The organism is Halostella salina (assembly GCF_003675855.1).
GTDB classification, from domain to species: domain Archaea; phylum Halobacteriota; class Halobacteria; order Halobacteriales; family Natronoarchaeaceae; genus Halostella; species Halostella salina.
Genome location: NZ_RCIH01000008.1, coordinates 16,907 through 39,153, shown reverse-complemented (window position 1 = coordinate 39,153; position 22,247 = coordinate 16,907). Strand labels below are relative to the sequence as shown.

The 22,247-nt window shown below is 67.6% G+C and carries 22 protein-coding genes; 13 read left to right on the top strand and 9 right to left on the bottom strand.

The features are described 5' to 3' along the window. The first annotated feature begins 119 nt into the window (after window positions 1-119). Both D8896_RS15285 and paaK read left to right on the top strand, forming a co-directional pair. On the top strand, window positions 120-2,636 hold the full coding sequence (locus D8896_RS15285) for an efflux RND transporter permease subunit (RefSeq protein ID WP_121822986.1): 2,517 nt from the start codon (window positions 120-122) through the stop codon (window positions 2,634-2,636). Between the two features lie 112 nt (window positions 2,637-2,748). After that, a complete protein-coding gene (paaK, locus tag D8896_RS15280; RefSeq protein ID WP_121822985.1) occupies window positions 2,749-4,035 on the top strand; it encodes a phenylacetate--CoA ligase PaaK in 1,287 nt (428 codons plus the stop codon). Window positions 4,036-4,084: 49 nt separating this feature from the next. Here paaK and D8896_RS15275 read toward each other — a convergent pair whose 3' ends face one another. Then, complete coding sequence (locus D8896_RS15275; protein WP_121822984.1) at window positions 4,085-4,489, bottom strand: PaaI family thioesterase; 405 nt, start codon at window positions 4,487-4,489, stop codon at window positions 4,085-4,087. A gap of 146 nt (window positions 4,490-4,635) precedes the next feature. On the opposite strand from D8896_RS15275, the gene paaA reads away from it, so the two are divergent. The 7 genes from paaA (at window position 4,636) to D8896_RS15245 (ending at window position 8,518) form a co-directional block, all read left to right on the top strand. Then, on the top strand, window positions 4,636-5,577 hold the full coding sequence (gene paaA / locus D8896_RS15270) for a 1,2-phenylacetyl-CoA epoxidase subunit PaaA (RefSeq protein WP_121822983.1): 942 nt from the start codon (window positions 4,636-4,638) through the stop codon (window positions 5,575-5,577). 4 nt (window positions 5,578-5,581) lie between these two features. After that, a complete protein-coding gene (gene paaB, locus D8896_RS15265; protein ID WP_121822982.1) occupies window positions 5,582-5,896 on the top strand; it encodes a 1,2-phenylacetyl-CoA epoxidase subunit PaaB in 315 nt (104 codons plus the stop codon). Further along, window positions 5,896-6,744: a 1,2-phenylacetyl-CoA epoxidase subunit PaaC gene (gene paaC, locus D8896_RS15260; RefSeq protein WP_121822981.1), complete on the top strand. Its 849-nt coding sequence runs from the start codon at window positions 5,896-5,898 to the stop codon at window positions 6,742-6,744. Before paaB ends, paaC begins: the two co-directional genes overlap by 1 nt. A gap of 1 nt (window position 6,745) precedes the next feature. After that, on the top strand, window positions 6,746-7,183 hold the full coding sequence (paaD, locus tag D8896_RS15255; protein WP_121822980.1) for a 1,2-phenylacetyl-CoA epoxidase subunit PaaD: 438 nt from the start codon (window positions 6,746-6,748) through the stop codon (window positions 7,181-7,183). After that, on the top strand, window positions 7,180-7,350 hold the full coding sequence (gene paaE / locus D8896_RS19530; RefSeq protein WP_162991593.1) for a 1,2-phenylacetyl-CoA epoxidase subunit PaaE: 171 nt from the start codon (window positions 7,180-7,182) through the stop codon (window positions 7,348-7,350). The genes paaD and paaE overlap by 4 nt, the downstream gene beginning before the upstream one ends. A gap of 79 nt (window positions 7,351-7,429) precedes the next feature. Next, window positions 7,430-7,984: an NUDIX hydrolase gene (locus tag D8896_RS15250; RefSeq protein ID WP_121822979.1), complete on the top strand. Its 555-nt coding sequence runs from the start codon at window positions 7,430-7,432 to the stop codon at window positions 7,982-7,984. A 63-nt stretch (window positions 7,985-8,047) separates the two neighbouring features. Continuing rightward, window positions 8,048-8,518 (top strand): VOC family protein, encoded by a 471-nt coding sequence (locus D8896_RS15245; protein WP_121822978.1) that lies wholly within the window; start codon window positions 8,048-8,050, stop codon window positions 8,516-8,518. 13 nt (window positions 8,519-8,531) lie between these two features. Here D8896_RS15245 and D8896_RS15240 read toward each other — a convergent pair whose 3' ends face one another. Further along, a complete protein-coding gene (locus D8896_RS15240) occupies window positions 8,532-8,990 on the bottom strand; it encodes a MaoC/PaaZ C-terminal domain-containing protein (protein ID WP_121822977.1) in 459 nt (152 codons plus the stop codon). Between the two features lie 158 nt (window positions 8,991-9,148). Between D8896_RS15240 and D8896_RS15235 the strand changes: the two genes are divergently transcribed. Beyond that, the gene (locus D8896_RS15235) at window positions 9,149-9,787 is read left to right on the top strand and encodes a helix-turn-helix domain-containing protein (protein WP_121822976.1); all 639 of its coding nucleotides are present in this window, start codon (window positions 9,149-9,151) and stop codon (window positions 9,785-9,787) included. Window positions 9,788-9,814: 27 nt separating this feature from the next. Here D8896_RS15235 and D8896_RS15230 read toward each other — a convergent pair whose 3' ends face one another. The 7 genes from D8896_RS15230 to D8896_RS15200 all read right to left on the bottom strand — a co-directional run bounded on the left by D8896_RS15230 (window position 9,815) and on the right by D8896_RS15200 (window position 18,762). Further along, window positions 9,815-11,212 carry an FAD-binding oxidoreductase gene (locus D8896_RS15230; RefSeq protein ID WP_121822975.1) on the bottom strand — a complete coding sequence of 466 codons (1,398 nt, stop codon included), beginning with the start codon at window positions 11,210-11,212 and terminating at the stop codon, window positions 9,815-9,817. 42 nt (window positions 11,213-11,254) lie between these two features. Next, entirely contained in the window at window positions 11,255-11,980 is a 726-nt protein-coding gene (locus D8896_RS15225) for an ABC transporter ATP-binding protein (protein WP_240452048.1), read from the bottom strand. Beyond that, window positions 11,977-12,729 carry an ABC transporter ATP-binding protein gene (locus D8896_RS15220; protein ID WP_121822974.1) on the bottom strand — a complete coding sequence of 251 codons (753 nt, stop codon included), beginning with the start codon at window positions 12,727-12,729 and terminating at the stop codon, window positions 11,977-11,979. Before D8896_RS15220 ends, D8896_RS15225 begins: the two co-directional genes overlap by 4 nt. Beyond that, on the bottom strand, window positions 12,726-14,678 hold the full coding sequence (locus D8896_RS15215) for an ABC transporter permease (protein WP_121822973.1): 1,953 nt from the start codon (window positions 14,676-14,678) through the stop codon (window positions 12,726-12,728). Before D8896_RS15215 ends, D8896_RS15220 begins: the two co-directional genes overlap by 4 nt. A 6-nt stretch (window positions 14,679-14,684) precedes the next feature. Beyond that, window positions 14,685-15,938 (bottom strand): ABC transporter substrate-binding protein, encoded by a 1,254-nt coding sequence (locus D8896_RS15210; protein WP_121822972.1) that lies wholly within the window; start codon window positions 15,936-15,938, stop codon window positions 14,685-14,687. Between the two features lie 65 nt (window positions 15,939-16,003). After that, on the bottom strand, window positions 16,004-18,259 hold the full coding sequence (locus D8896_RS15205; RefSeq protein WP_121822971.1) for an LUD domain-containing protein: 2,256 nt from the start codon (window positions 18,257-18,259) through the stop codon (window positions 16,004-16,006). Then, complete coding sequence (locus tag D8896_RS15200) at window positions 18,256-18,762, bottom strand: LUD domain-containing protein (protein ID WP_121822970.1); 507 nt, start codon at window positions 18,760-18,762, stop codon at window positions 18,256-18,258. Before D8896_RS15200 ends, D8896_RS15205 begins: the two co-directional genes overlap by 4 nt. Window positions 18,763-18,913: 151 nt before the next feature. Between D8896_RS15200 and D8896_RS15195 the strand changes: the two genes are divergently transcribed. The 3 genes from D8896_RS15195 to D8896_RS15185 all read left to right on the top strand — a co-directional run bounded on the left by D8896_RS15195 (window position 18,914) and on the right by D8896_RS15185 (window position 21,928). Continuing rightward, on the top strand, window positions 18,914-20,071 hold the full coding sequence (locus D8896_RS15195) for a thiamine pyrophosphate-dependent enzyme (protein ID WP_121822969.1): 1,158 nt from the start codon (window positions 18,914-18,916) through the stop codon (window positions 20,069-20,071). Between the two features lie 2 nt (window positions 20,072-20,073). Next, on the top strand, window positions 20,074-21,042 hold the full coding sequence (locus D8896_RS15190) for an alpha-ketoacid dehydrogenase subunit beta (protein WP_121822968.1): 969 nt from the start codon (window positions 20,074-20,076) through the stop codon (window positions 21,040-21,042). A 127-nt stretch (window positions 21,043-21,169) separates the two neighbouring features. After that, window positions 21,170-21,928: an IclR family transcriptional regulator gene (locus D8896_RS15185; protein ID WP_121822967.1), complete on the top strand. Its 759-nt coding sequence runs from the start codon at window positions 21,170-21,172 to the stop codon at window positions 21,926-21,928. Window positions 21,929-22,247: the final 319 nt, after the last annotated feature.

Genomic DNA, 22,247 nt, shown 5'->3' with positions numbered 1-22,247 from the left:
CGATGGCGACTGGGCCAACGCGGACCGCCGTCGGTCTGTATACCTAGCCATCGAGGGAGCGCGCATCCGAATAGCTAGCAGTCCGACTAAGGGAGTACCGGATCGTTTCGGCAATTACGATGCTACGAGAGAAACTGGGATCGGCGATCGATGCCGTCACGGAGCACAACCGGGCGACGCTGCTCGTGTTGATACTCCTGACGGGGCTGGTCGCCGCCGGGATCCCGCAGCTCGACACGACGAGTCAGGCCGGCGGTTCGGCCGAGGACTTCCAGGACCTGGAAGCAGTCGAAACCGGCCAGTACATCCAGGAGAACTACGGAAACGACAGCCGCGAACGGACGAACAGAACCGTCCGGTCCGTGTACGTTCGGACGGAGGACAGTAACGCCCTCTCGAAGTCGTCGCTGCTCGACGGGCTGCAGTACCAACGGGCGATAGTCGGGAACGGCTCCGTGCAGGCCGCCCTCCACGACGACGGCGTGCGCGGGATCGAGAACCTCGTCGCCGTCCGTGCGGCGGGCGACGCGAACGCCACGCTCGACGAGCAGATGCGCGCACTCGAAAACGCGAGCGCAGCGGAGGTCAAGGACCTCGTCGGGCAGGTGCTCGCAGAGAACCCGGCCGCCGGACGGTTCCTCCCCGCCGACCACGGCGAGGGTACCAGTTCGAACGGCCGGCGGATACTGGTCGCCCTCGACACTGGTGTCGGCGAGGACCGGCTGAGCGAGGCCGATGCGGCGCTGTACGGAACCACCCAGGAGCGCTCCGACGCCGGGTTCTTCGTGCTGAACGCCCAGGCGTACAACGACGCCAACGACCACTACTTCAGCGAGATGGTCGAGCTCGTGGTCCCGGTCGCGCTGCTGGTCATCCTGACCGTGCTCGCGTTCGGCTACCGCGACCTGGTCGACGTGGTCGTCGGGATGGCCGGCGTTCTGCTGTCGGTGCTGTGGACGTTCGGCCTGCTCGGCTGGCTCGGCGTCGAAGCCGGGACGATAATGATCGTCCCGGTGGTGCTCGTCTCCGGGCTGAGCATCGACTTCGGCTTCCACGTGTTCAACCGCTACCGCGAGCAACGCGGTGCCGACGAAGGCATCCGCGCGCCGATGAGCCGGGGCGTCCGGCTCGTCGCGACGGCGCTCTTCCTCGTGACGGTGACCGCCTCCATCGGGTTCCTGGCGAACCTCGTGAACCCGCTGCCGGTGATCCGCGATATCGGGATCGCCATCACGCTCGGGGTCGTCTCCGCGCTGTTTATCTTCCTCACCGTCGTGCCGGCCCTGAAGATCAGCATCGACGGCCTGCTCGAACGCGTCGGCTTCGACCGGCGCAAGCGGGCGCTCGGGCACGGTACCTACCTCCGCCCGGTGCTCGCGAGCTGCGTGACGCTCGCGAAGCGCGCCGCCCCGGCCGTGCTGGTCCTCTCCGTGCTCGTCGGTGCCGCCGGCGGGCTCGCCTGGGCCGACCTGGATCAGGAGAGCTTCCAGCAGGCCGACGGCGAGGTCGCGGAGTGGAAACAGAACCTCCCGGGACCGCTGGGCTGGGAGCCGAGCGACGTGGCCGAACAGCAACAGTACGTCGACCGGGCCTACCAGCCGGCGAACGCCGACGACGCGATGCAGTCACGGATACTTGTCGAGGGTGACGTAACCGCGCCCGACACCCTCGAAGCCATCGACGCCGGCGTCGGCCGGATCGACGAGTCGGGGCTGCTCGTCACCGAAAGCGGCGTCCGGGGCGAACGCTCGCCGACCACCGTCATGACCCGCGTCGCAGCGGAGAACGAGACGTTCGCCGCCGTCCTGGACCGCTCGGACACCGACGGCGACGGCATCCCCGACCGCAACCTCGAACGCGTGTACGACGCGTTCTACGCCGCCGACAGCGCCGCCGCCGAACGCGTCGTCGAACGGCGGGGCGGGGAGTACCGCTCGCTGCTCGTGACGCTGTCGCTGGACGCGTCGTACGCCGACGCCACCTCGGCCGCAGCCGAGATAGAGGACGGCGCAGCCGCGATGGCGGGCGACGACCGGACGGCGACCGCCGGCGGTTCGATCTCCATCAACGCTGCCGTCCTGGACGAGATCATCGGCGGCATCGTCCTGACGATGGCGGTCGCCCTGCTTGCCATCGCGGTCACCCTGACCGGGGCGTTCAGGTACATGCACGGGAGCGCGACGCTCGGCGCGGTCGTCGCCGTGCCGATCGCCCTCGTCGTCGGGCTGGTCATCGGCGGCATGTACCTGCTCGCGATCCCCCTGACGCTGCTGACCGCGCTGCTGATGAGCCTGGTCATCGGGCTGGGCGTCGACTACAACATCCACATCGGCGACCGGTTCGCGGACGAACTGGCCGCCGGCGCGTCGTCGACCGAGGCGCTCCACGCCGCGGTCACGGGGACCGGCGGCGCGCTCCTCGGGAGCACGCTTACTTCAGCCGGCGCGTTCGCGACGATCGCGCTCGTCCCGAACCCGCAACTGGAGAGCTTCGGCGGCATCGTCGTGGTCGCGCTCGTCACGTCGTTCCTGGTGAGTCTGCTGGTGCTGCCGAGCCTGCTGGTGCTGTGGAGTCGGCTCGATACCGGAACCGTGACCGCCGACGCCGAATCCGAGGACGCCGCCTCGATGGACTGACTGTCTTCGCCCCCGCTCCCGTATCGCCGCCCGTTCGGCGGTGGACGGGCGCGACACCCCCGCCGTCGACCCGAATGATTTTTTATTAGACCCACAGAGAGATCGTACGAGGATGATCTACAACGAGGTCGAGACGGCCCCCAGAGAGGAGCTTCGGGAGCTACAGGACCAGCGGTTACAGGAGACCGTCGAGCGCGCGTACGAGGAGGTACCGTTCTACCGTGAGCTGCTGGAGGAGCAGGGCGTCACGCCCGACGACATCAACGGCGTCGAGGACATCTCGGAGCTGCCGTTCACGACGAAGGAGGACTTTCGTGACGAGTATCCGGACGGTCTGTTCGCGGTCGATCACGACGAAGTGCGGCGGATCCACGCCTCCTCCGGCACGACCGGGAAGCCGAAGATCGTCGCCTACACCGACGACGACCTGGACGTGTGGAGCGAGGTCGTCGCGCGCTGTCTGGCGGCCGGCGGCGTCGAACCCGGCGACACCGTCCAGAACGCCTACGGCTACGGCCTGTTCACGGGCGGTCAGGGGCTCCATCAGGGGATCGAGGAGCTGGGCGCGACGGTGATCCCGATCGGCGGGGGGCAGACCCAGCGCCAGATCGAACTCCTGCAGGACTTAGAGAGCGACGTGATCGCCTGCACGCCGTCGTACGCCCTCTACCTGTACGAGACGGCCGAGGAGATGGGCATCGACCTGAGCGACCTCCCGCTGTCGACGGTGATGTTCGGCGCGGAGCCGTGCACCGACCCGATGCGGGAGGCGATCGAGGAGCGCCTCGACGTGAACGGCATCGACATCTACGGCCTCTCGGAGATCATCGGTCCCGGCGTCTCGAACGAGTGCCACGAGGTCCAGGAGGGGCTGCACATCTTCGAGGACCACTTCTACCCCGAGGTCGTCGACCCGTCGACCGGCGAACCGCTCCCGGAGGGCGAGGAGGGCGAACTCGTCCTGACGACGCTCTCGAAGGAGGCCCTGCCCGTCCTGCGCTACCGGACCGGCGACCTGACGACGCTGAACTACGAGGAGTGTGACTGCGGCCGGACCATGGTCCGGATGGACAACGTGACGGGGCGTGCGGACGACCTGATCATCGTCCGCGGCGCGAACGTCTACCCAAGCGAAGTCGAGGACGTGGTGCTGGAGTTCGACGGCGTCGAACCGCAGTACCGTATCGACCTCTACCGGGAGGACAACCTCGACCGCATCGAGATCACGGTGGAGCTGGCCGAGGGCTTTACCGGCGACGCCGAGCAGCTACACGACGAGATCTTAGAACGGCTGGAGAACGTGCTCGTGTTCACGCCCGACGAACTCGACCTCGTGGAGTACGGCTCCATCGAGCGCACCGAGGTCGGGAAGGTCAAGCGCGTGTACGACCACCGGTAGTCCCCGGCACCGAAGCAGTCCGCCGCCCGATTCCCCTGACGCCCCGCCGTCACTCACCGCCGTCGGGCTTGTACACCCGGCCGCGGAACGTCGCGATCCGGTCGCCGTCCGCGGTCACGTCGACGGTGTACTCCGCCGTCCGGCGGCCGTCGTACGTCTCGGTGGCGTCGGCGACGAGCGTGGCGTCCTCACCGGCCATGTCGAGATACGAGACGTTCGTCTCCAGCGCGAACGCCGTCTCGCCGCGGCTGTTCGAGGCGGCGGCGAAGGCGGCGTCGGCGAGCGAGTAGATCGCCCCGCCGTGGAGCGTCCCGTGGAAGTTGCGGTGCTCCGGCCCGACGGTGAGTTCCGTCCGCGCGCTGCCCGCGTCCAGTTCGACGAGTTCGATCCCCAGCGTCTCGCAGTACGGGTCGCGTTCGATGCGCTCCCGCACGCTCTCCATGTCCTCCGACATACCGGCGACATCGTCGCTCGGAGTGAAATAGCTACGGTTCGGCGACGACTCGACCGGCGCGGCGAACGTTATCGGGCCAGTATTTAAAGCACGTTCATGTGGCGGTCAATCACTATGGACGGGAAGCCCGAATGTCTGTATAGACCATGAACATCGAGGAAGTCAAAGAACGCGCGGGACCGCGGGAGTTCAGTCCCAACGACGACCTGCCCCGCGAGTACCGCGAGGCCGCAACCCGGATGCTGGAGTTCCACGCCAACAGCGAGATCATGGGCGCGTACCTGGAGCGCCCGTTCATCCGCAAAGCGCCGAGCATCGACCGCAAGCTCGCGTTCAGCGCGAAGGTGCAGGACGAGATCGGCCACGGCCAGATGCTGTACCGGGCCGCCGAGTCGCTGGGCGTCAAGACCCGCGAGGAGATGCTGGAGGACCTCGCGAACGGCGACGGGAAGTTCCTCAACTGCTTCCACTACCCGCTGCAGTCGTGGGCCGACGTGCCGATGATCGCCTTCTTCGTCGACGGCGCGGCGATGCGCCGGCAGGCGACGCTCAAGCGGTCCAGCTGGGAGCCGTACGCCCACGCCATGGACAAGATCTGCTTCGAGGAGGGGTTCCACGTCAAGCACGGCGAGTCCATCATGAAGGAACTCGCCACCGGCTCGAAGAAGGAACAGGAGATGCTTCAGGACTCCTTCGACGAGTGGTGGCCCCGGATCATCCAGTTCTTCGGCCCGACCGACGACAAGTCCACGCACCACGACTTCGCCGCGGACGTGGGGCTGAAGACGATGACCAACGACGAACTCCGGAACGCGTTCCTCAACCAGTACCTCCCGAAGGCCCGGAAGTACGGCCTGGAGATCCCCGACGAGCCGCGCATCCGCGAGAACGACGACGGCACGTTCGAGGTCGAGGAGGACGACCTGGACTGGGACGAGTTCTTCACCATCGCGAAGAACGACTACGAGCCCGGCATCGGCCAGATCGAGGGCCGGGGCAACGCTCGGGCGGCCGTCGAGTGGGTTCGCGACGCCATCGAGGGCGACGACGGCCCGACCGCCGGCAACACCGCCGCGGCGGCCGACTGAAACCATGATCTGGGAAGTGTTCCGACAGGAGAAGGCGGGGAAGTACCACACCCACTGCGGGAACGTCCACGCGCCGGACCGCGAGATGGCGAAGCTGTTCGCGGAGATCCAGCACGGCCGCCGGAAGCCGACCAACAGCCTCTGGGTCGTTCCCCAGCCCGAGGTCAGCGAGGTCGACACGGAGGACGCGAACTTCGGCGGGACGACCGACAAGTCCTACCGCTGGGCGACCGCCTACGACGTGCAACCGCCCGCCGAGGAGGTCGAGGAGTCGACGAACGAGCAGGCCGAGGCCGAACGCCAGCGGGGTGAGAGCTGATGGCTCCCGAGACGGTCGGTGCGGCCGAGGACCTCGACGCCGACCAGCGGGAGGCCGTCGAGCACCTCCTCTTCCGCCTCGCCGACGACGAGTTCGTCGCCGCCGAGCGCTACACGGAGTGGCAGGTGCGCGCGCCGACGCTGGAGTCCGACCTCGCGCTGTCGAACATCGCGCAGGACGAACTGGGCCACGCGCGGCTCTGGTACGACCTGCTCGGGGGGTTCGGCTACGACGAGCCGGACCTGCTGTACGAGCGCGACCCCGGCGAGTTCCGCCACAGCACGCTGACGGAGCTGCCGTTCGAGGAGGGCGACTGGGCCGACGCCATCGTCCGGACGTATCTGTACGACGTCGCGGAGGACCTCCGGCTGGCGGCGCTCGAGGAGTCCTCGTACGCCCCCATCCGCGACCGCGTCGGGAAGATATCGAGCGAGGAGGAGTTCCACATGGAACACGCCGAGAACTGGCTCGAACGACTCGCCGACGACGATGAAGGGCGGGTGAACCTCCAGAACGCCGTCGACCGGCTCGTGCCCCACGCGCTGACGCTGTTCGAGCCGACCGACCCCGACGTGGAGGCGCGGATCGTCGAGGAAGGGTACCGGACCGAGTCGCTCGACGCGCTCGGCGAGGACTGGCTGTCGATCGTCGTCCCGAAACTGGAGGGGTACGGGCTGGATGTGCCCGTCTCGGAGACGGGGACGATCACCCGCGACGACCTGCCCGAGCAGGTCGGCCGCGACGGGAACCACACCGCCGACTGGCCCGACCTGCACGACGAGTTCACGGGCACCTACCACGAACTCGGCCGGCAGGAGGCCACGAAGCTCATGGAGGACCCCACCTGAGATGAGCAGCGACCTCCCGACGGACGGCGACGGCCCGACCCCCTGCCAGTACACGGAGTACCGCGAGGGCGGGAGCGTCGAGGACCTCCCGGCGACCGGCGAGGGCGCGGAGGGCGTCGCGGCGGACGTGTGGGACGCCCTCTACGACGTCGAGGACCCCGAGATGCCGATCAGCATCGTCGACCTCGGCCTCATCTACGGCGTCGACGTGGCGGAGAGCGACGACGGCGACGGCGTCGACGTGACGGTGCTGATGACGCTGACGTACACGGGCTGTCCCGCGCGGGACATGCTGACCGAGAACGTCACCGATACCGTCGCGGCGGTCGACGGCGTCGACGACGCCGACCTCCAGCTCGTGTGGAGCCCCGAGTGGACGCTGGAGATGGTGACCGAACAGGGACGCGACGACCTGCGGGAGTTCGGGCTGAGCGTATGAGCTGGGGCAACGACCCGTCGGTGCAGACCGAGGGCGAACACGTCCCCGCGGAGTGCCCGTACTGCGGCTCGGAGAACACCGAGCGCGACCACCCGAAGGGACCGTCGCTCTGCCGGTCGATGCACTACTGCAACGACTGCGAGCAGCCGTTCGAGAAGTTCGAGTAGGCGGCCCTGCCGCCGCTGTTCTGCCACGTTTTTCGTGACGTAGCAACGCTTTCTACCCTACGGTGTGGTAACTACCGGCATGGCGGACACCGAACCGATCGACCCCGACGACATCGACTCCGTCGCCGTCGAGCCGGACCACTGCCACCGGTGCGGGACGGCGCTTGGCAGCCGGGAGTGGGAGGGGCGCGAACACCCCTGGTGCCCGAACTGCGACCTCGTCCTGTCGCGCAACCCCGTCGCCGGCGTCCACGTCGTCGTCCACGACGACGAGCGCGTTCTCGTACTGGACGAGCCGATACCGCAGCACGAGGGCGTCTTGAGCCTGCCGGGCGGCTTCGCAAGACCCGACGAGGGCCCGAAGGTGGCGGGGCTGCGCGAACTCGAAGAGGAGACGGGGCTTCGCGGCGACCCCGGCGACATCGAATTCCTCACCGTCCACCACGCCGAGTTCCCCGATGCCGCGCTCTACCTGCTCACGTATGCGGTGCGGCGAGCGGACGTCGAGGGGGAACTGACCGCGGAGTTCGATGACGGCGAGGCGAGGTTCGAGCCGTTCGCCGACCTGCAGGCCGAGCCGGACCGGATCCGGGACTCGGACCTGGAGCGCATCGGGCTGGCGTTCGACGAATGACACCGCCCGTACTGCGGGGCGAGCGGGACAACGCTCTTTGTGTCGCCCGGCGAACCGGTAGCCATGCCGGAGATGCCCGCAACGCGGGTGGACCACGTCGGGATCGCGGTCGAATCCATCGCCGACGCCGAGCCGCTGCTGTTCGCCCTCGGCTGCGAGAAAGCGTACGAGGAGCACAGCGACCGCGGGTTCACGTGGGCGACGTACGTACTGGGCGAAGCCTCCCGACTGGAACTCATCGCGCCCGACCCCGACACCGAGTCGTTCCTGACGGCGTTCCTCGCGGAGTCGGGACCGGGACTTCACCACGTCACCCTCGAAGTGGCGGACATGGACGCCGCGGTGGCGGCGCTGGAGAGCGAGGGCGTCACGGTCGTCGACCGCGCCGAGTTCGACGGCTGGGCGGAGGCGTTCGTCTCGCCGAAGAACCCGACGGGCGCGCTGTTCCAGTTGATGGAGTATCACGACGACTACGCCGACGGCCGCGACGCCGGCGGCCACCTGTTCGTGGGCGACGAGCCGCTCGGCGGGTAGCCGAGGCGGGGCGTTACTCCTTCTGGATGAGGAACTTCATGTCGCCCTCGAAGACGACGTCGCCGTCCTGGTTCGTCATCGTCGAGTCGATGATCACCAGCCCGGAGTCGTCGCGGCTGGAGATCTCGCGGACGTCCGTCACCTCCATGTCGAGCGAGATGGTGTCGTCGACGAACACGGGGTTGGGGATGTCCATGTAGTTCATCCCGAGGAACGCGAGCACGGTCCGCTCGAGGAAGCCACAGCGATAGACGAGTCCAGTGGCCAGCGAGAACGTCATCGGGCCGTGGGCGACGCGCTCGCCGAAGTTCCCGTCCTCCGCGTACTCCTTGTTCGTGTGCAGTTCCGTCCAGTCCCCGGTGAACATCGAGTGAGTGACGAAGTCCGCCTCGGTGACGGTCCGTCCGACGCTCTGAAACTCCTCGCCCTCCTCGAAGTCCTCGAAGTGATGGGGTTCGTAGCTGTATGGCACGTTTGTGTATCATTATCGTTGTACAAATAGCTTTCTCACCGGCGGCGAATCGACGGACTGCAGCGGGATGAGAGGGATGCAGTGCGGGCCGCTATCGGAAAAACGAACCCCACGACATGTGGAGGTTATAAATATTCGGGCCTCCTCTACCGGCACGAATGATCGAGGAGTGCCTGATGGTGGAGTTCCGGATCGAGGGTGACGACTGCCCGCTCGCCGAGGCGACGCGGGAGACGGGCACCGTCGTCACCGCCCAGCCGCCACAGCTCCGCGGGGACGGAAACGTCCTCCTCCAGTTCAGCGGGACCGCGGACGACCGGCTCTCCGACCGGCTGGACGCGGACGACCGGATCCGCTATCTCCACCGCTCGCGCTCAGACGACCGGGACAACTTCCGCTGTCTCTCGAAGGACCCCTGCGTCGTCCACGAACTCATCAGCGTCGGCCTGCTCGTGGAGTCGATCCAGTACCGCTCGGGCGAGGCGCTGCTGACGGGGGCCGTCGTCGGTCACGACGTGCTCAAGGGTGTGATGGAGCGCGCCGGCGAGACGGTCGGCGTCCACCTCGAACGCGTCTACCCGCTCCGGACGGAGGACGACGAGCCGGTCGCACAGCGGTGGGACCTGACGCCGGCACAGCTGGAGAGCGTCCAGGTCGCCGTCCGGATGGGCTACTTCGCGGTCCCGCGGGAGGCCGACGCCGGGGACGTGGCGGCGGCCATCGGGATCAGCAAGTCGGCCTTCCTCGAACGACTCCGGCGGGCGCAGGCGTCGCTGTTCGCGGATCTGTTCACCTGAAGACAGTGGGGAGCGCGCGACCGCCGGCTACTCCGACGGGAACACCTTGCCGGGGTTGAGGATCCCGTTGGGGTCCAGCGCCGCCTTGACCGCCCGCATCGCGTCGACGGTGCCCTCGGTGTACTCGTCGGGGAGGTACTGCTGTTTCCCCATGCCGACGCCGTGTTCGCCCGTCGACGTGCCGTCGAGATCGATCGCGTGGCGCACGATCTCCTCGTCGACGCGCTTCCCGAGCGCCCGATGCTCCTCGTCGTCCTTCCGGACCATGACGGTGTAGTGGATGTTCCCGTCCCCGGCGTGCCCGAAGGAGGGGATCTCGAGGTCGTGTTCGGCCTCCAGCGTCGAGATGTGCTCGACGAGGTCGGCGTACTTGCTTATCGGAACGGTCACGTCGCCGGACGTGAGCATCTCCAGGTCGGGGTCGTACTGCTTCAGCGCCGTCGCCATCTCCTCGCGGACTTCCCACATCTCGTCCATCTCGCGGCCCGACCGTCCGATGTCGACGTCGACGGGGTCGTACTCCGCAACGATCGATTCGCAGAACTCTATCTCGGTCTCCACGTCGTGGTTCCGGTGGAACTCGACGAAGGCCATCGGGGCGTCGGGCAGGTCGGCGTCGAGGTAGCGGTTCGCCATCGACGCGCTCAGTTCGTCGATCAGTTCGATCTTCGCCACGTCGACGCCCCACTGGACCACGTCGGAGATGGCCGCGGAGGCGTCCGTCCGGTCCTCGAAGATGATCCGGCCGCCGCGGATCTGGTCGGGGATCCCCGCCAGTTCCAGCGTCGCCCCCGTGACGACCGCCAGCGTCCCCTCGCTGCCGACGAGCAGGTCCATCAGGTTGTAGCCGGCGGAGGTCTTCGTCGCCCTGCTGCCGGTCTCTATCACCGTCCCGTCGGCGAGAACCGCCTCCAGCCGGAGCACCCAGTCGTGGATCTCGCCGTACTTCACCGTCTGCATCCCGCTCGCGTCATTGGCGATCATGCCGCCGATCGTCGAGATCTTGCCCGACGAGGGCAACGGCGGGAAGAAGAGCCCGTGGTCGCCCGCGGCGTCGTCGACGGCCGAGCCGAGCGCCCCGGGCTGGACGTCGATCTGGAAGTCCTCGGGTCTGACCTCGACCACCTGGTCCATCTTCGTCATGTCCATGCTGATGCCGCCCTCGACGGGTACCGCGTGGCCTTCGAGGCTCGTGCCGGCGGCGTACGGCGTCACCGGGACGCCGCGCTCGTTCGCCCCCGCGAGCACCGCCGCCACCTCCTCGGTGGAGACGGGCCACACGACAGCGTCGGGCATCGCGCCCTCGCCTTCGGGCGTCCCCCAGTCGGTGCTGTGGTCTGACAGGGGCTGTTCGTGCGTGGCGATGCGGTCCTCGGGCAGCGGCGTGTCGTACAGAAAGTCGAAGTTCGTGTCGTCGGTTGTCATCGTGATCGGAGTGTCGCTGTTGTGGTTCGAAAGGCGGCGGGGTCAGTCGCCGGCCGCACCGACGCCGAGGTGGCGCTCCCGGACCTCCTCGTCGGCTTCGAGCGCGTCGGTGTCGCCCTCGAAGACGATGCCGCCCTTGTCGATGACGTAGTGGCGGTCGGCCGTCGCCATCGCTGCGCGGACGTTCTGCTCGACGAGCAGGATCGTGACCCCCTCGTTTTTGATGCGGTCGATCACCTCCAACACGTCCTCGACGATCTGCGGGGCGAGGCCCTCCGTCGGCTCGTCGAGCAGGAGGAGCTTCGTCCGGCCCACGAGCGCGCGCGCGATGACGAGCATCTGTTGCTCCCCGCCGGAGAGGTGCGAGCCGGACTGCTCCCGGCGTTCGCGGAGGCGGGGGAACACGTCGTACACCTCGTCGATGGTGTAGATCCCGTCGCCGTCGGCCTTGAGCGCGCCCATCCGCAGGTTCTCCTCGACGGTCAGGTCCGGAAACGCCTGCCGGTCCTCGGGGACGTACTGGATCCCCCGTGCGACGCGCTCGTGTTCCGGGAGGGTCGTTACGTCCTCGCCGTCGAACGTGACGGTGCCCTCGAACGGTTCGAGGACGCCGACGATGCTCCGGAGCGTCGTCGTCTTGCCCGCGCCGTTGCGCCCGACCAGCGAGACGACCTCCCCCTCCCCGACGTCCATCGAGACGCCCCGGAGGATGTGGCTCTCGCCGTACGCGGAGTGGACGTCGTCGAGCGAGAGCAGCGGGTCGCTCACGCCGAGACACCTCCCAGGTACGCCTCCTGAACGCCCTCGTCGGCCTGGATCCTCGCGGGCGGCCCCTCGGCGATCACCCGGCCGTCCTGCAGGACGGTGATGCTGTCGGAGACGTTCATCACGATCTCGAGGTCGTGTTCGATGAGCATGACGGTGAACTCCCGTTCCTCGGCGAGTCGCTGGACCATCTCCACGGTCGCCTGCGTGTCGTCGGACCCCATCCCCGCGGTCGGTTCGTCCAGCAGGAGCAGTTCGGGGTCGTTGGCGACGGCCAGCCCGATCTCCAGTTTGCGGCGGTCGCCGTAGGCGAAGTCGGACGCGCGCTGGTGCGGGCGGTCGGCGAGGCCGACGTCCTCCAGCACGCCCATCGCCGTGTCGTGGACCTCGGTGAGCCCGTCGGCGTCGCGCCACATCGAACTCCGGCGGGAGTCGCTCACCTGCGCGGCCACCTGGACGTTCTCCAGAGCGGTGAGGCCCCCGAACACGTCGGTGATCTGGAACGAGCGCGACATCCCGCGGCCCGCGATCTCGTGGGACGCCAGGCCGGTCACGTCCTCGCCGTCGAACGTCACCGTCCCCTCCGTCGGGTCCTGAATGCCGGTGATGAGGTCGAACAGCGTCGACTTGCCCGCCCCGTTGGGGCCGATGATCGAGCGCACTTCGCCACGGGAGACCGAGAGGTTCACGTCGTCGACGGCGACGAGGCTCCCGTACTTCTTCGTCAGGTCGTTCGTTTCGAGTATCGTCATTCCTTCTCACCCTCCTTGGCCGCAGCGCCCTCGTAGCCGGTCACGTCGGGGTCGTCGCCGTCGCCGAGCGACGGCAGCCAGCCGCCGAGCGGCGAGTCGGCGACCACCCGCGGGAGGCTCACGATGCCCCGCGGGGCGAACATGACGATCAGCACCAGGAACAGCCCGAGGAAGAACCGCCACTGGTCGAAGTACGCGGACACGCCCTCGCTGATACCGACGAACACCCCGGCCCCGATCATCGGGCCGAACAGGGTGCCCATCCCGCCGAGCATCATCGCGATGACGGCGTCGCCCGAGATAGTCCAGTGGAGCGACTCGGGGCTGACGAACCAGCGGTAACCGGCCACAAGGCCGCCGGCGAGGCCGCCGACGACGCCCGAGAACGCGAAGGCGCGGCGCTTGAACTTGTTCGTGTCGTAGCCCAGCGACGCGGTCCGGCGCTCGCTCTCGCGGATCGCCTTGACCACGCGGCCGAAGGGCGAGTCAAGCACCCGCACCGAGGCCGCGTACGTCAGGACCATGACGACCAGCGTGAGGTAGTAGAACGTCGTCGTGTTACCCAGGTTGACACCGAACATCGACGGGATCGGCATGATCAGCCCGTTGACGCCGCCGGTCACGTCCGACCAGGTGACGGCGACCTGGTGGAACAGTTCGGCAAAAGCGAGCGTGATCATGGCGAAGTAGACGCCCGTAAGCCGGATCGACAGCGCGCCGATCCCCCATGCGACGACGCCACAGGCGAGCGCCGCGATGGAAACGGCAAAGAGGTACTGGTCGATGTAGTTCACCATCGCGTACACGGTGATGTACGCGCCGCCGCCCCAGAACGCCGCGTGGCCGAAGGACAGCAGTCCCATGTAGCCCATGACGATGTCGAGGCTCAGCGCCAGCAGCGCCCAGATGAAGATGAGCGACAGCAGCCCGACGTAGTACTGGGAGTAGATGATGTTGATCCCGAGCGGAACCAGCGCCAGCACGCCCAGCGTCGCCAGCACGGGCTTGGAAGTGAGCCGGACGGGCCGGATCACCTCGTCGAACGACACCTTCGTCGAGGCGTCGCGCACCTTGTACTCCCCGAGCAGCCCCTGCGGGCGCACGAGCAACACGAGCAGCATCAGCAGGTACACCGAGAAGCCGGTGAGCTGGGGGACGAACACGTTCCCCATCGACTCCACCAGCCCGATCAGGATCGCGGCGATCGCTGAACCGCGGAAGCTCCCCAGACCGCCGACGACGACGGTGATGAAGGCGATGATCAGGATCGAGTCCCCCATCGTCGGGGAGACGCTGAGGAACGGCGCAGCGAGCACCCCGGCCGCACCAGCGAGGCCGGCACCCAGCGCGAACACGAGCGTGAAGTAGTTCGACACGTCGATCCCGAGCAGCCGCACGGTGTCGGGGTTCTGCGCCCCGGCCCGGACGATGAGACCGAACTCGGTGAAGCGAAACAGCGCCCACACCAGCCCGGCGACGGCTACCCCGGCGGCGATCAGGAACAGCTTGTACACCGGGTAGCTGATCGCGATCGAGCCGAGTTCGAGCGCGGCGGTGCCGGACAGGATCTCGGGGGTCGAGAACTGCTGTGGCTGGGAGCCCCAGATGAACTCGACGCCCTCGGTGATCATCAGCATCACGCCGAACGTGAGGATGATGTGGTACAGCGGGTCGCGGTCGTAGATCCGGTGGAGCGTCAGCCGCTCGACCACGCCGCCCAGCACCGCGACGGCGATCGGAGCCAGCAGCAAGGCGAGCCAGAAGCTCCCGGTCACGTCGATGACCGACAGCCCGACGTACGCCCCGAGCATGTACATCGCGCCGTGGGCGAAGTTGATGATGTCCGTCATGCCGAAGATGACGGACAGCCCGGCCGCGATCAGGAGATACAGGATCCCCAGCGTGAGCCCGTTCAGCAGTTGTGTGATGAACAGGGATGCGCTAGTCATCGGGGGCTAGAACTCACAGCCCGTCTCCTCGCAGGGGATCATCGTGTCCTCCGCGGAGACGGTCTGCGTGACGTCGATGGCGGGCCAGTCGTACTCGCTGGGTTCGACGATCTCGCCGACGTTGTACGGCCGGACCGCCTGGTGGTCGCACTCGCGGAACTGCGTCGTCCCCATCGGGGAAGTGTACTCGATGCTCGTCAGCGCGTCGACGAGGTCGTCGAGGTTCGTCGACCCTGCCTCCTCGACCGCCTGGGCGTACATCTGCATGTGCGTCCAGGAGACGTGCGCGAAGTTGTCCGGGGGCTGGTCCCACCGGTCCTCGTAGAGGCTGACGAACTCCTCGTTCTCGGAGGAGTCGTACTCCTCGAAGTAGCGCACGGCGGAGTACGTGCCGACCGCGGCCTCGGGTGCGGCCTTCCGGATGAACTGGAAGGAGTTGACCGGGCTGACGATCGTCATCTCGTCCTTGAGGCCGGCGCTCTGGGCCTGCTTCAGGAACTGCACGGCGTCGCCGCCGTTGACGCCGGTGACGACCCACTCGGCGTCGGAGTCGGCCATCTGGCTGATGTACGACGAGAAGTCGGTCGCGCCCAGCTGACTCGTGGTCTCGCCGACGACGTTCACGTCGCTGTTCGCTGCCTGTGCCTCCGACTTCCAGGCGCTGGCAACGCTGTTGCCCCACAGGTAGTCGGCGTTGTGGACCCACATGTTCGTGCCGAAGTTCTCGACGGCCCACCCGGCCGCGGCGGTCGCGGTCTGGGAGGCGCGGGTCTCGTAGCGGAACGTGTTCCGCGTACACGATTCCGTCGTGATCTCGTCGGCCGCGATGTCCGGGAAGAACGGGACGTCCCGTTGTTCGGTGTACGACTGAACCGCCGACCCCGCCGAACTGGAGATGGTTCCCATCACGACGTCGACGCCCTCGTCCTCGACGAACCGCCGTGCGACCTGCCGCGCCGTCGAGGGGTCGGCCTGACTGTCCTCGTGGAGCGCCTCGACGTCGTTGCCGTCGATGCCGCCGTTCTCGTTGAGCTGTTCGATCGCCAGCTTCGCACCCTCCTCCTGGTACGCCGCGAGACCGCTGTACGACCCCGTGTGCGGGTACATCCAGCCGATCGTAATCGTATCACCGTTGCCGCCACCACCGGTGAGACAGCCAGTTACGCCGACCAGACTCGTTGCGCCGACGCCCGCCGTGGCTCGGAGCACGTCGCGGCGACGGGTGGATGTACTCTCCCCCTGCTGCTTGTTATCGGACATTCTATCGGTACTGTGTTGCCACCCCGCATATAGCTTTGGGTATCTATAACGAATTTAGACCAACGTCACGCTCCGGAGCCCGGATCGCCCGCCGGGTCGAGGAGGCGGACCGGGTGGTACCCCCGACGCTCGAACAGCGAGTCCATCTGGTCGAGACAGGAAGTGCCGCTGGCGAGCAGCAGGCGGTCCGCGGCGTCGGCGTCGGTGAACTGCTCGCGGAGTTCGTCGCCGACCGCCTCGCTCAGGTCGTAGTACTCGGTCTTGTAGCCGAAGCTGCCGGCCATGCCGCAACACTCCACGTCGGAGGTGACCACGTCGTAGCCGGCCGCCTCCAGCACGGCGACCGTGTGCGCTTCGAGCCCCAGCGTGCGTTGCTGGCAATGGGAGTGGTATGCCACGCCGTGCTCGGCCGCCGCCCGGGGCGTCTCGGCGGCTTCCGGTCCAGCGAGCGCCGCGGCGTCCGCATCGTTCTCCAGCAGCCCGTACGCGTACTCCAGCACCTCGTAGCTGTTGTCGGCCAGCCGCTCGGCGTCGCTCTCCGGAAGCAGGCGCTCGTACTCGCCGCGGAACATCGCGAGGTCGCTCGGCTCGACGGCGACCACGTCCCGGCCGGCGGCGATGTCCGGAGTGAGTACGTCTCGGACGGCTTCGGCACGGTCACGCGCGGTTGCGATCATTCCCTGGGAGAGCGGCGCGCGGCCGCTCCCGCCGGCGTCGGGGACGACCACGTCGACGCCGAGTGCTTCGAGGAGCCGTACCGCCGCTTTCCCGCGCTCCGGGCGGACGTAGTTCGTGTACACGTCCGGGTAGAGCGCGACCGAACGCGCCGGGTCGTCGGGGCCGTCGGCGTCGCGCGCCTCGAACCAGTCGCGGAACGTCTCCCGGCGGAACCGGGGGAGGTCGCGGCGGCGGTCGACCCCCACGACGCGCTCCAGCGCGGCCCGGACCGGCCGCGAGTCGCCGACGGCGTTCGACAGCGGCGCGGTCATGCTCCCCACCGCCGCGAGCGTCTCGAAGTTGCCGAACAGGCGCTTCCCGAGGTCCATCCCGCCGGGTTCGGCGTCCGGGGTCAGTCCCTCAACGAGGTGGTCGAACGCGTCGGGGTCGTCGTTCCGGTTCAGCCGGTCCCGGACCACGGTGTTGATCCACGGGATGTCGATGTTCACCGGGCAGGCGTCGACGCAGCGCGAGCAGCCGGTACAGAGGTCGTTGAACTCGGCCGCGCTCTCCTCGCCGTGGACGCCGGCCTCCCACCCGGTCGCAATGCCGCCGCTGTACGTCTCCCCACCGAAGGCGTGGCCGCCGACCTGCTGGAAGTTGGCGCAGCTGTTCGCGCAGGCACCGCAGCGGACGCAGTACAGCGTCTCCCGGAGGTCGTCGTCCGCGCGCATCTCCATCCGGCCGTTGTCGATGAGTACGAGGTGAAAGTCGCGCTCGTCCGGGTCGCCAAAGCCCGGCGTGTCGGGGGCGTCGAAGTCGATCGCGGGCGTGTCGACCGGCGGCGTCAGCAGCGAGAGGTAGGCGGTCACGTCCTGTCCCGCGCCGGCCGGGCCGATGAGTTCGAGGAACGGCGGCAGGTCGGCGAGGCTCGGCAGGATCTTCTCGACGCCGGCGACAGCGACGTGGGTCTCGGGCGCGACGGCGCATTTCCGGGCGTTGCCCTCGTTCGTCACCAGGGCGAGCGTCCCCGTGTCGGCGGTGACGAAGTTCGCCCCGGTCATCCCGATGTCGGCCTCGGCGACCCGCTCCTCCAGATAGTCGCTGGCGAAGGTCGTCAGTTCCTCGGCGGTCTCCAGCGGTTCGTCGAGGTCGAAGCGGCGCTCGAACAGTTCGGCGATGTCCTCGCGGGACCGGTGGACCGCCGGCGCGACGATGTGGCTCGGTTCCTCGTCGTCCAGCTGGAGGACGAACTCGGCGAGATCCGTCTCGTAGGTGTCGACGCCGACCTCGGCGAGGGCGTCGTTGACCTCGATCTCCTCGCTGGTCATCGACTTGCTCTTGACGGCGGTGCCGGCGTCGATGTCGGTCGCGACCGACTGCACGTACTCGTTCGCGTCGGCCGCGTCGTCCGCGAGGTAGACGGTGCCGCCGTTCCCCTCGACGGTCTCGCGGAGTTGCTCGATCAGGTCGGGGAGGCGCTCGATTGCGTCCTCCTTGATCGCCCGGGCCTCCGCCCGCAGTTCGTCCACGTCGTCCATCTCGGCGTAGCGCCGGTACCGCCCCTCGTTGAACGTGCCGACGTTCTCGCTGACGTTGTCCCCCTCCGTGCGGAGCAGTTCCCGGATGTGTGCCGCCCGCTCCCGCCGCGCGTCCCCGCTCATCGGTCCTCCAGCACGACGACGTGAACCGTCTCCGGGCCGTGCGCGCCGTAGACGAGCGACCCCATGTCGGCGGTGCCGCTCGGCCCGGTGGCGATAACCGCGCTCGACAGGTCGCCGTCCGCGATCGGTCCCGAGAGGGCGGCGACCGCGTCGGTCAGGGAGCCGACCACGTCGCTGGCCGCCAGCACCGCGACGTGCTTGTCCGGGTAGAGGCTCACCCCTTCGGCACCCTCGACACCGGACTGCACGACGACCGACCCGTACTCCGCGACGGCCGGCCCGACCGGCGTGACGCCGGTCGTCGCCGCCGTCAGTTCCGACGGCGTCGGGTTCAGTTCCACCGGGAGGCCGGACAGCGACACGCCCTCGAACGGGAGGGGGACGCCGACCGCCGGTGGGTCGAGCTGTGCCTCGATGCGACCCGGGAACTCGGTGGCGGTGATACGGTCGACGGTGACCGGTCGGTCCGCCAGCGCCTGCTCGAACGCCTCGACGTGTGACATGCTCTACCGAAACCCCGGTGTCCCGCCACCGTAACGCTTTCCCCGTCGCCCTCGGCTATCGTCACGCCGTCAACGACCGCGCGACCACCTGACAGAATTGTTCAATAAATGTTAACCGTTACCTTCTCCCGGTATCGGATGTGAGACGCGAATGACCGAGGACTTGCGACCGTTAACCGCAGGATCGGTCGACGCCGACGTCGAGACGCTGTCACAGGCGGATATCGACATCGGCGTCCACCGGATCCTGGAACCGGACGGGACGTACGACCGGGCGGCGATACCCGACCTGAGCGACGACGCACTGTGTGACCTCTATCGCTGGATGGTGCTCCAGCGCGTCGTCGACGAGCGCGCGACCAAGCTCCAGCGTCGGGGGCGGCTCGGGACCTACGCCTCCGGGCGGGGGCAGGAGGCCAGCATCGTGGGAAGCGGGTTCGCCATCGACGACGCGGACCGCGTGTTCCCGTACGGCCGCGAGGCGGGCACGCTGCTGATCCACGGCCTGTCGCTGCGGGACCTGCTGCTGTACTGGCGCGGCATCGAGGACGCCTCGAAGATGGAGGGGACCAACGCCTTCGGCGTCGCCATCTCCATCGGCTCGCACATCCCGGTCGCCGCCGGGACGGCGTGGGGGATGAAACTGAACGGCGACGACGCCATCGCCTTCGCCAACCTCGGCGACGGCGCGACGTCGACCGGGGCGTTCCACGAGGGGATCAACTTCGCCGGCGTCATCGACGCGCCCGCCGTGTTCTTCACGCAGAACAACCAGTACGCTATCTCGCTGTCGTTCGACGGTCAGACCGCCGCCGACACGGTCGCGCAGAAGGCGCTGGGCTACGGGCTCGACGCCATCCGCGTCGACGGGAACGACGTGCTCGCCGTGTACGAGGCCGTCACCGCCGCTCGCGAGCGGGCACTCGCCGGCGACCCGGTGCTGGTCGAGGCCGTCACGTACCGCCGCGCGGCCCACACGACCAGCGACGACCCGAACCGCTACCGCGACGAGGAGGAGGTCGAGGACTGGGCCCAGCGCGATCCGCTGGAGCGCTACCGCGAGTTCCTCAAGTCGGAAGGGCTGTACGAGGACATCGACGAGGACGAGGTCCGCGACGAGGTCGACGAGATGTTCGACGAGGCGGTCGACGCCGCCGACGACTTCGCCGAGCGCGAGGTGTCGGAGATATTCGAGTACCTCCACGCGGAGACGCCGCCCGAACTCCACCGCCAGCTGGAGGAGTTCGAGGAACTGCTGGAGCGCCGCCCCGACATGTACGACTACATCGAGCAGCGGCCCAAGGGGTGACCATGCAGGCGACAATCGTCGAGGCGATAAACGACGCGATGCACGAGGAGATGGGCAACGACGACCGGACGCTCGTCTTCGGGGAGGACGTGGCCGAATCCGGCGGCGTGTTCCGCGCGACGGAAGGACTTCAGGACGAGTTCGGCGGCGAGCGCGTCCTCGATACGCCCCTCTCGGAGATCGGGATCGTCGGCGCTGCGATCGGACTGGCTACCTACGGGTTCCGCCCGATCGCCGAGATCCAGTTCTCCGGGTTCCTCCCGCCGGCGTTCGACCAGCTCGTGACGAACGCCAGCCGGATCCGGTGGCGGACCCGGGGCGAGCTCACCGCGCCGATGACCGTCCGGACGCCGTACGGGGCCGGCGTCCGCGCGCTCGAACACCACTCCGAGAGCCTGGAGGCGGCGTACGCGCACGTCCCCGGGCTGAAGGTGGCCGTGCCGAGTACCCCCCACGACGCCAAGGGGATGCTGATCAGCGCGGTTCGGGACCCCGACCCGGTGCTGTTCATGGAGCCGAAACACGTCTATCGCTCCTTCCGCGGGGAGGTGCCCGAGGGGACGTACACCGAACCGCTCGGGAAGGCGGCCGTCCGGGCGGAAGGGGAGGACGTGACCGTGGTCGCGTGGGGCGCGATGATGCACAAGACGCGAGAGGCCGTCGACGCGCTCGACGACGTCGACGTGGAGCTGATCGACCTGCGCTCCATCTCGCCGCTCGACCGCGAGACGGTCGTCGAATCGGTGAAAAAGACCGGGCGCTGCGTCGTGGTCCACGAGGCCCCGAAAACCGGCGGCTTCGCCGGGGAGCTGATCGCCACGATCAACGACGAGGCGCTGATGTACCTCGAAGCGCCCGTCGAACGCGTCACCGGGTTCGACGTGCCCGTTCCGCTGCTGGCGATGGAGGACTTCTACATTCCCCAGCCGCCACGCATCGAGGAAGCGATCCGTGAAACGGTGACCTACTGACGCGCTCTGCATCGATCCGTGCACATCCCTCGACGTTCCGGGGCTGTCGATCTCTCGTTCGGTACTGGAGAACGCATATCCCCCAGTGGGGAAAACACTATCACGCCTGCCACCATATCGATCGATCATGAGTGACTCTCCCAAAACCATCGGTGCGCTAGAACGCTCGTTCGACATCGTCGAAACGATCGAGCGTCTCGGTCCCGTCGGTGTCTCGGAAATAGCTGCGGAGGTATCGCTGGCCAAAAGCACCGTCTACACTCATCTGCACACCCTGCACGAGAGCGGCTATCTCGTGAAGGAAAACGGAGCGTATCGGTTGAGCTGTCAGTACCTCCGGCTCGGAGCGAGCGTCCAGCACGACTTCGACATCTACCGGCAGGGGAAAGCGGAACTCGACTCGCTGGCCGCCGAGACCGGCGAACGGACGAACCTGGTCGTCGAGGAAGGCGGCCGGGGGACGTGCGTGTACGCGACGAACCCGAGCGGGTCGACGGAGGCGTACATGTCCCTCGGGGAGCAGCGGCCGATGCACGCGACGGCCACCGGGAAGGCAATCCTCGCGCACCTGTCCGAGGAACGGGTCGACGCCATCGTCGACGAGCACGGCCTGCCGGAGTTCACGGCGAAGACGATCACCTCCCGTGCCGCGCTCCACGAGGAACTGGCCGAGATCCGGGATTCGGGAGTCTCCTTCGACAACGAGGAGAGCGTCGAGGGACTGTGCTGCATCGCGACGGCGGTGCTCGTCGAGGACGAGCCGCTCGGCTCGATCAGCGTCTCCGGTCCCTGCAGCCAGTTCGCGGAACCCGACCGGCGCGAACAGCTCCAGGAGGCCGTCCAGGACACGGCAAACGTCATTCAGCTTGATTTCATGCTAACGTGACGGGCTGGGCACGTCCGCTGGAGGGCACCGTACGTCGGACAGTCGTTTACTCCTGTCGAACGGTGGCTGCGTGGATTACACATCTATCCGTGTAAACTGGGGATGAAGTGCGATTCAATTACAACAGTATTGCTGTAATTAGGTCGGCCGGCCCGATCGATAGCCTCCAAAGCGGAGGGGAACGGTAGAGGGTTTCGGCTGGAGAAATATTTACTACGTTTATTATATATCCACCGGGCAGGTCTATTTCGAACGGAGACCCATTCTCGAAGCCCTTTAGCGCTCGGAGTATGTCCAACTGTATCGAATATTGTAAATA

Excerpts from the sequence above, each read along its gene's own strand:
- D8896_RS15285 (WP_121822986.1), top strand. The coding sequence starts at position 120 with ATGCTACGAGAGAAACTGGGATCGGCGATCGATGCCGTCACGGAGCAC.
- paaK (WP_121822985.1), top strand. The coding sequence starts at position 2,749 with ATGATCTACAACGAGGTCGAGACGGCCCCCAGAGAGGAGCTTCGGGAG.
- D8896_RS15275 (WP_121822984.1), bottom strand. The coding sequence starts at position 4,489 with ATGTCGGAGGACATGGAGAGCGTGCGGGAGCGCATCGAACGCGACCCG.
- paaA (WP_121822983.1), top strand. The coding sequence starts at position 4,636 with ATGAACATCGAGGAAGTCAAAGAACGCGCGGGACCGCGGGAGTTCAGT.
- paaB (WP_121822982.1), top strand. The coding sequence starts at position 5,582 with ATGATCTGGGAAGTGTTCCGACAGGAGAAGGCGGGGAAGTACCACACC.
- paaC (WP_121822981.1), top strand. The coding sequence starts at position 5,896 with ATGGCTCCCGAGACGGTCGGTGCGGCCGAGGACCTCGACGCCGACCAG.
- paaD (WP_121822980.1), top strand. The coding sequence starts at position 6,746 with ATGAGCAGCGACCTCCCGACGGACGGCGACGGCCCGACCCCCTGCCAG.
- paaE (WP_162991593.1), top strand. The coding sequence starts at position 7,180 with ATGAGCTGGGGCAACGACCCGTCGGTGCAGACCGAGGGCGAACACGTC.
- D8896_RS15250 (WP_121822979.1), top strand. The coding sequence starts at position 7,430 with ATGGCGGACACCGAACCGATCGACCCCGACGACATCGACTCCGTCGCC.
- D8896_RS15245 (WP_121822978.1), top strand. The coding sequence starts at position 8,048 with ATGCCGGAGATGCCCGCAACGCGGGTGGACCACGTCGGGATCGCGGTC.
- D8896_RS15235 (WP_121822976.1), top strand. The coding sequence starts at position 9,149 with ATGATCGAGGAGTGCCTGATGGTGGAGTTCCGGATCGAGGGTGACGAC.
- D8896_RS15230 (WP_121822975.1), bottom strand. The coding sequence starts at position 11,212 with ATGACAACCGACGACACGAACTTCGACTTTCTGTACGACACGCCGCTG.
- D8896_RS15220 (WP_121822974.1), bottom strand. The coding sequence starts at position 12,729 with ATGACGATACTCGAAACGAACGACCTGACGAAGAAGTACGGGAGCCTC.
- D8896_RS15215 (WP_121822973.1), bottom strand. The coding sequence starts at position 14,678 with ATGACTAGCGCATCCCTGTTCATCACACAACTGCTGAACGGGCTCACG.
- D8896_RS15210 (WP_121822972.1), bottom strand. The coding sequence starts at position 15,938 with ATGTCCGATAACAAGCAGCAGGGGGAGAGTACATCCACCCGTCGCCGC.
- D8896_RS15205 (WP_121822971.1), bottom strand. The coding sequence starts at position 18,259 with ATGAGCGGGGACGCGCGGCGGGAGCGGGCGGCACACATCCGGGAACTG.
- D8896_RS15200 (WP_121822970.1), bottom strand. The coding sequence starts at position 18,762 with ATGTCACACGTCGAGGCGTTCGAGCAGGCGCTGGCGGACCGACCGGTC.
- D8896_RS15195 (WP_121822969.1), top strand. The coding sequence starts at position 18,914 with ATGACCGAGGACTTGCGACCGTTAACCGCAGGATCGGTCGACGCCGAC.
- D8896_RS15190 (WP_121822968.1), top strand. The coding sequence starts at position 20,074 with ATGCAGGCGACAATCGTCGAGGCGATAAACGACGCGATGCACGAGGAG.
- D8896_RS15185 (WP_121822967.1), top strand. The coding sequence starts at position 21,170 with ATGAGTGACTCTCCCAAAACCATCGGTGCGCTAGAACGCTCGTTCGAC.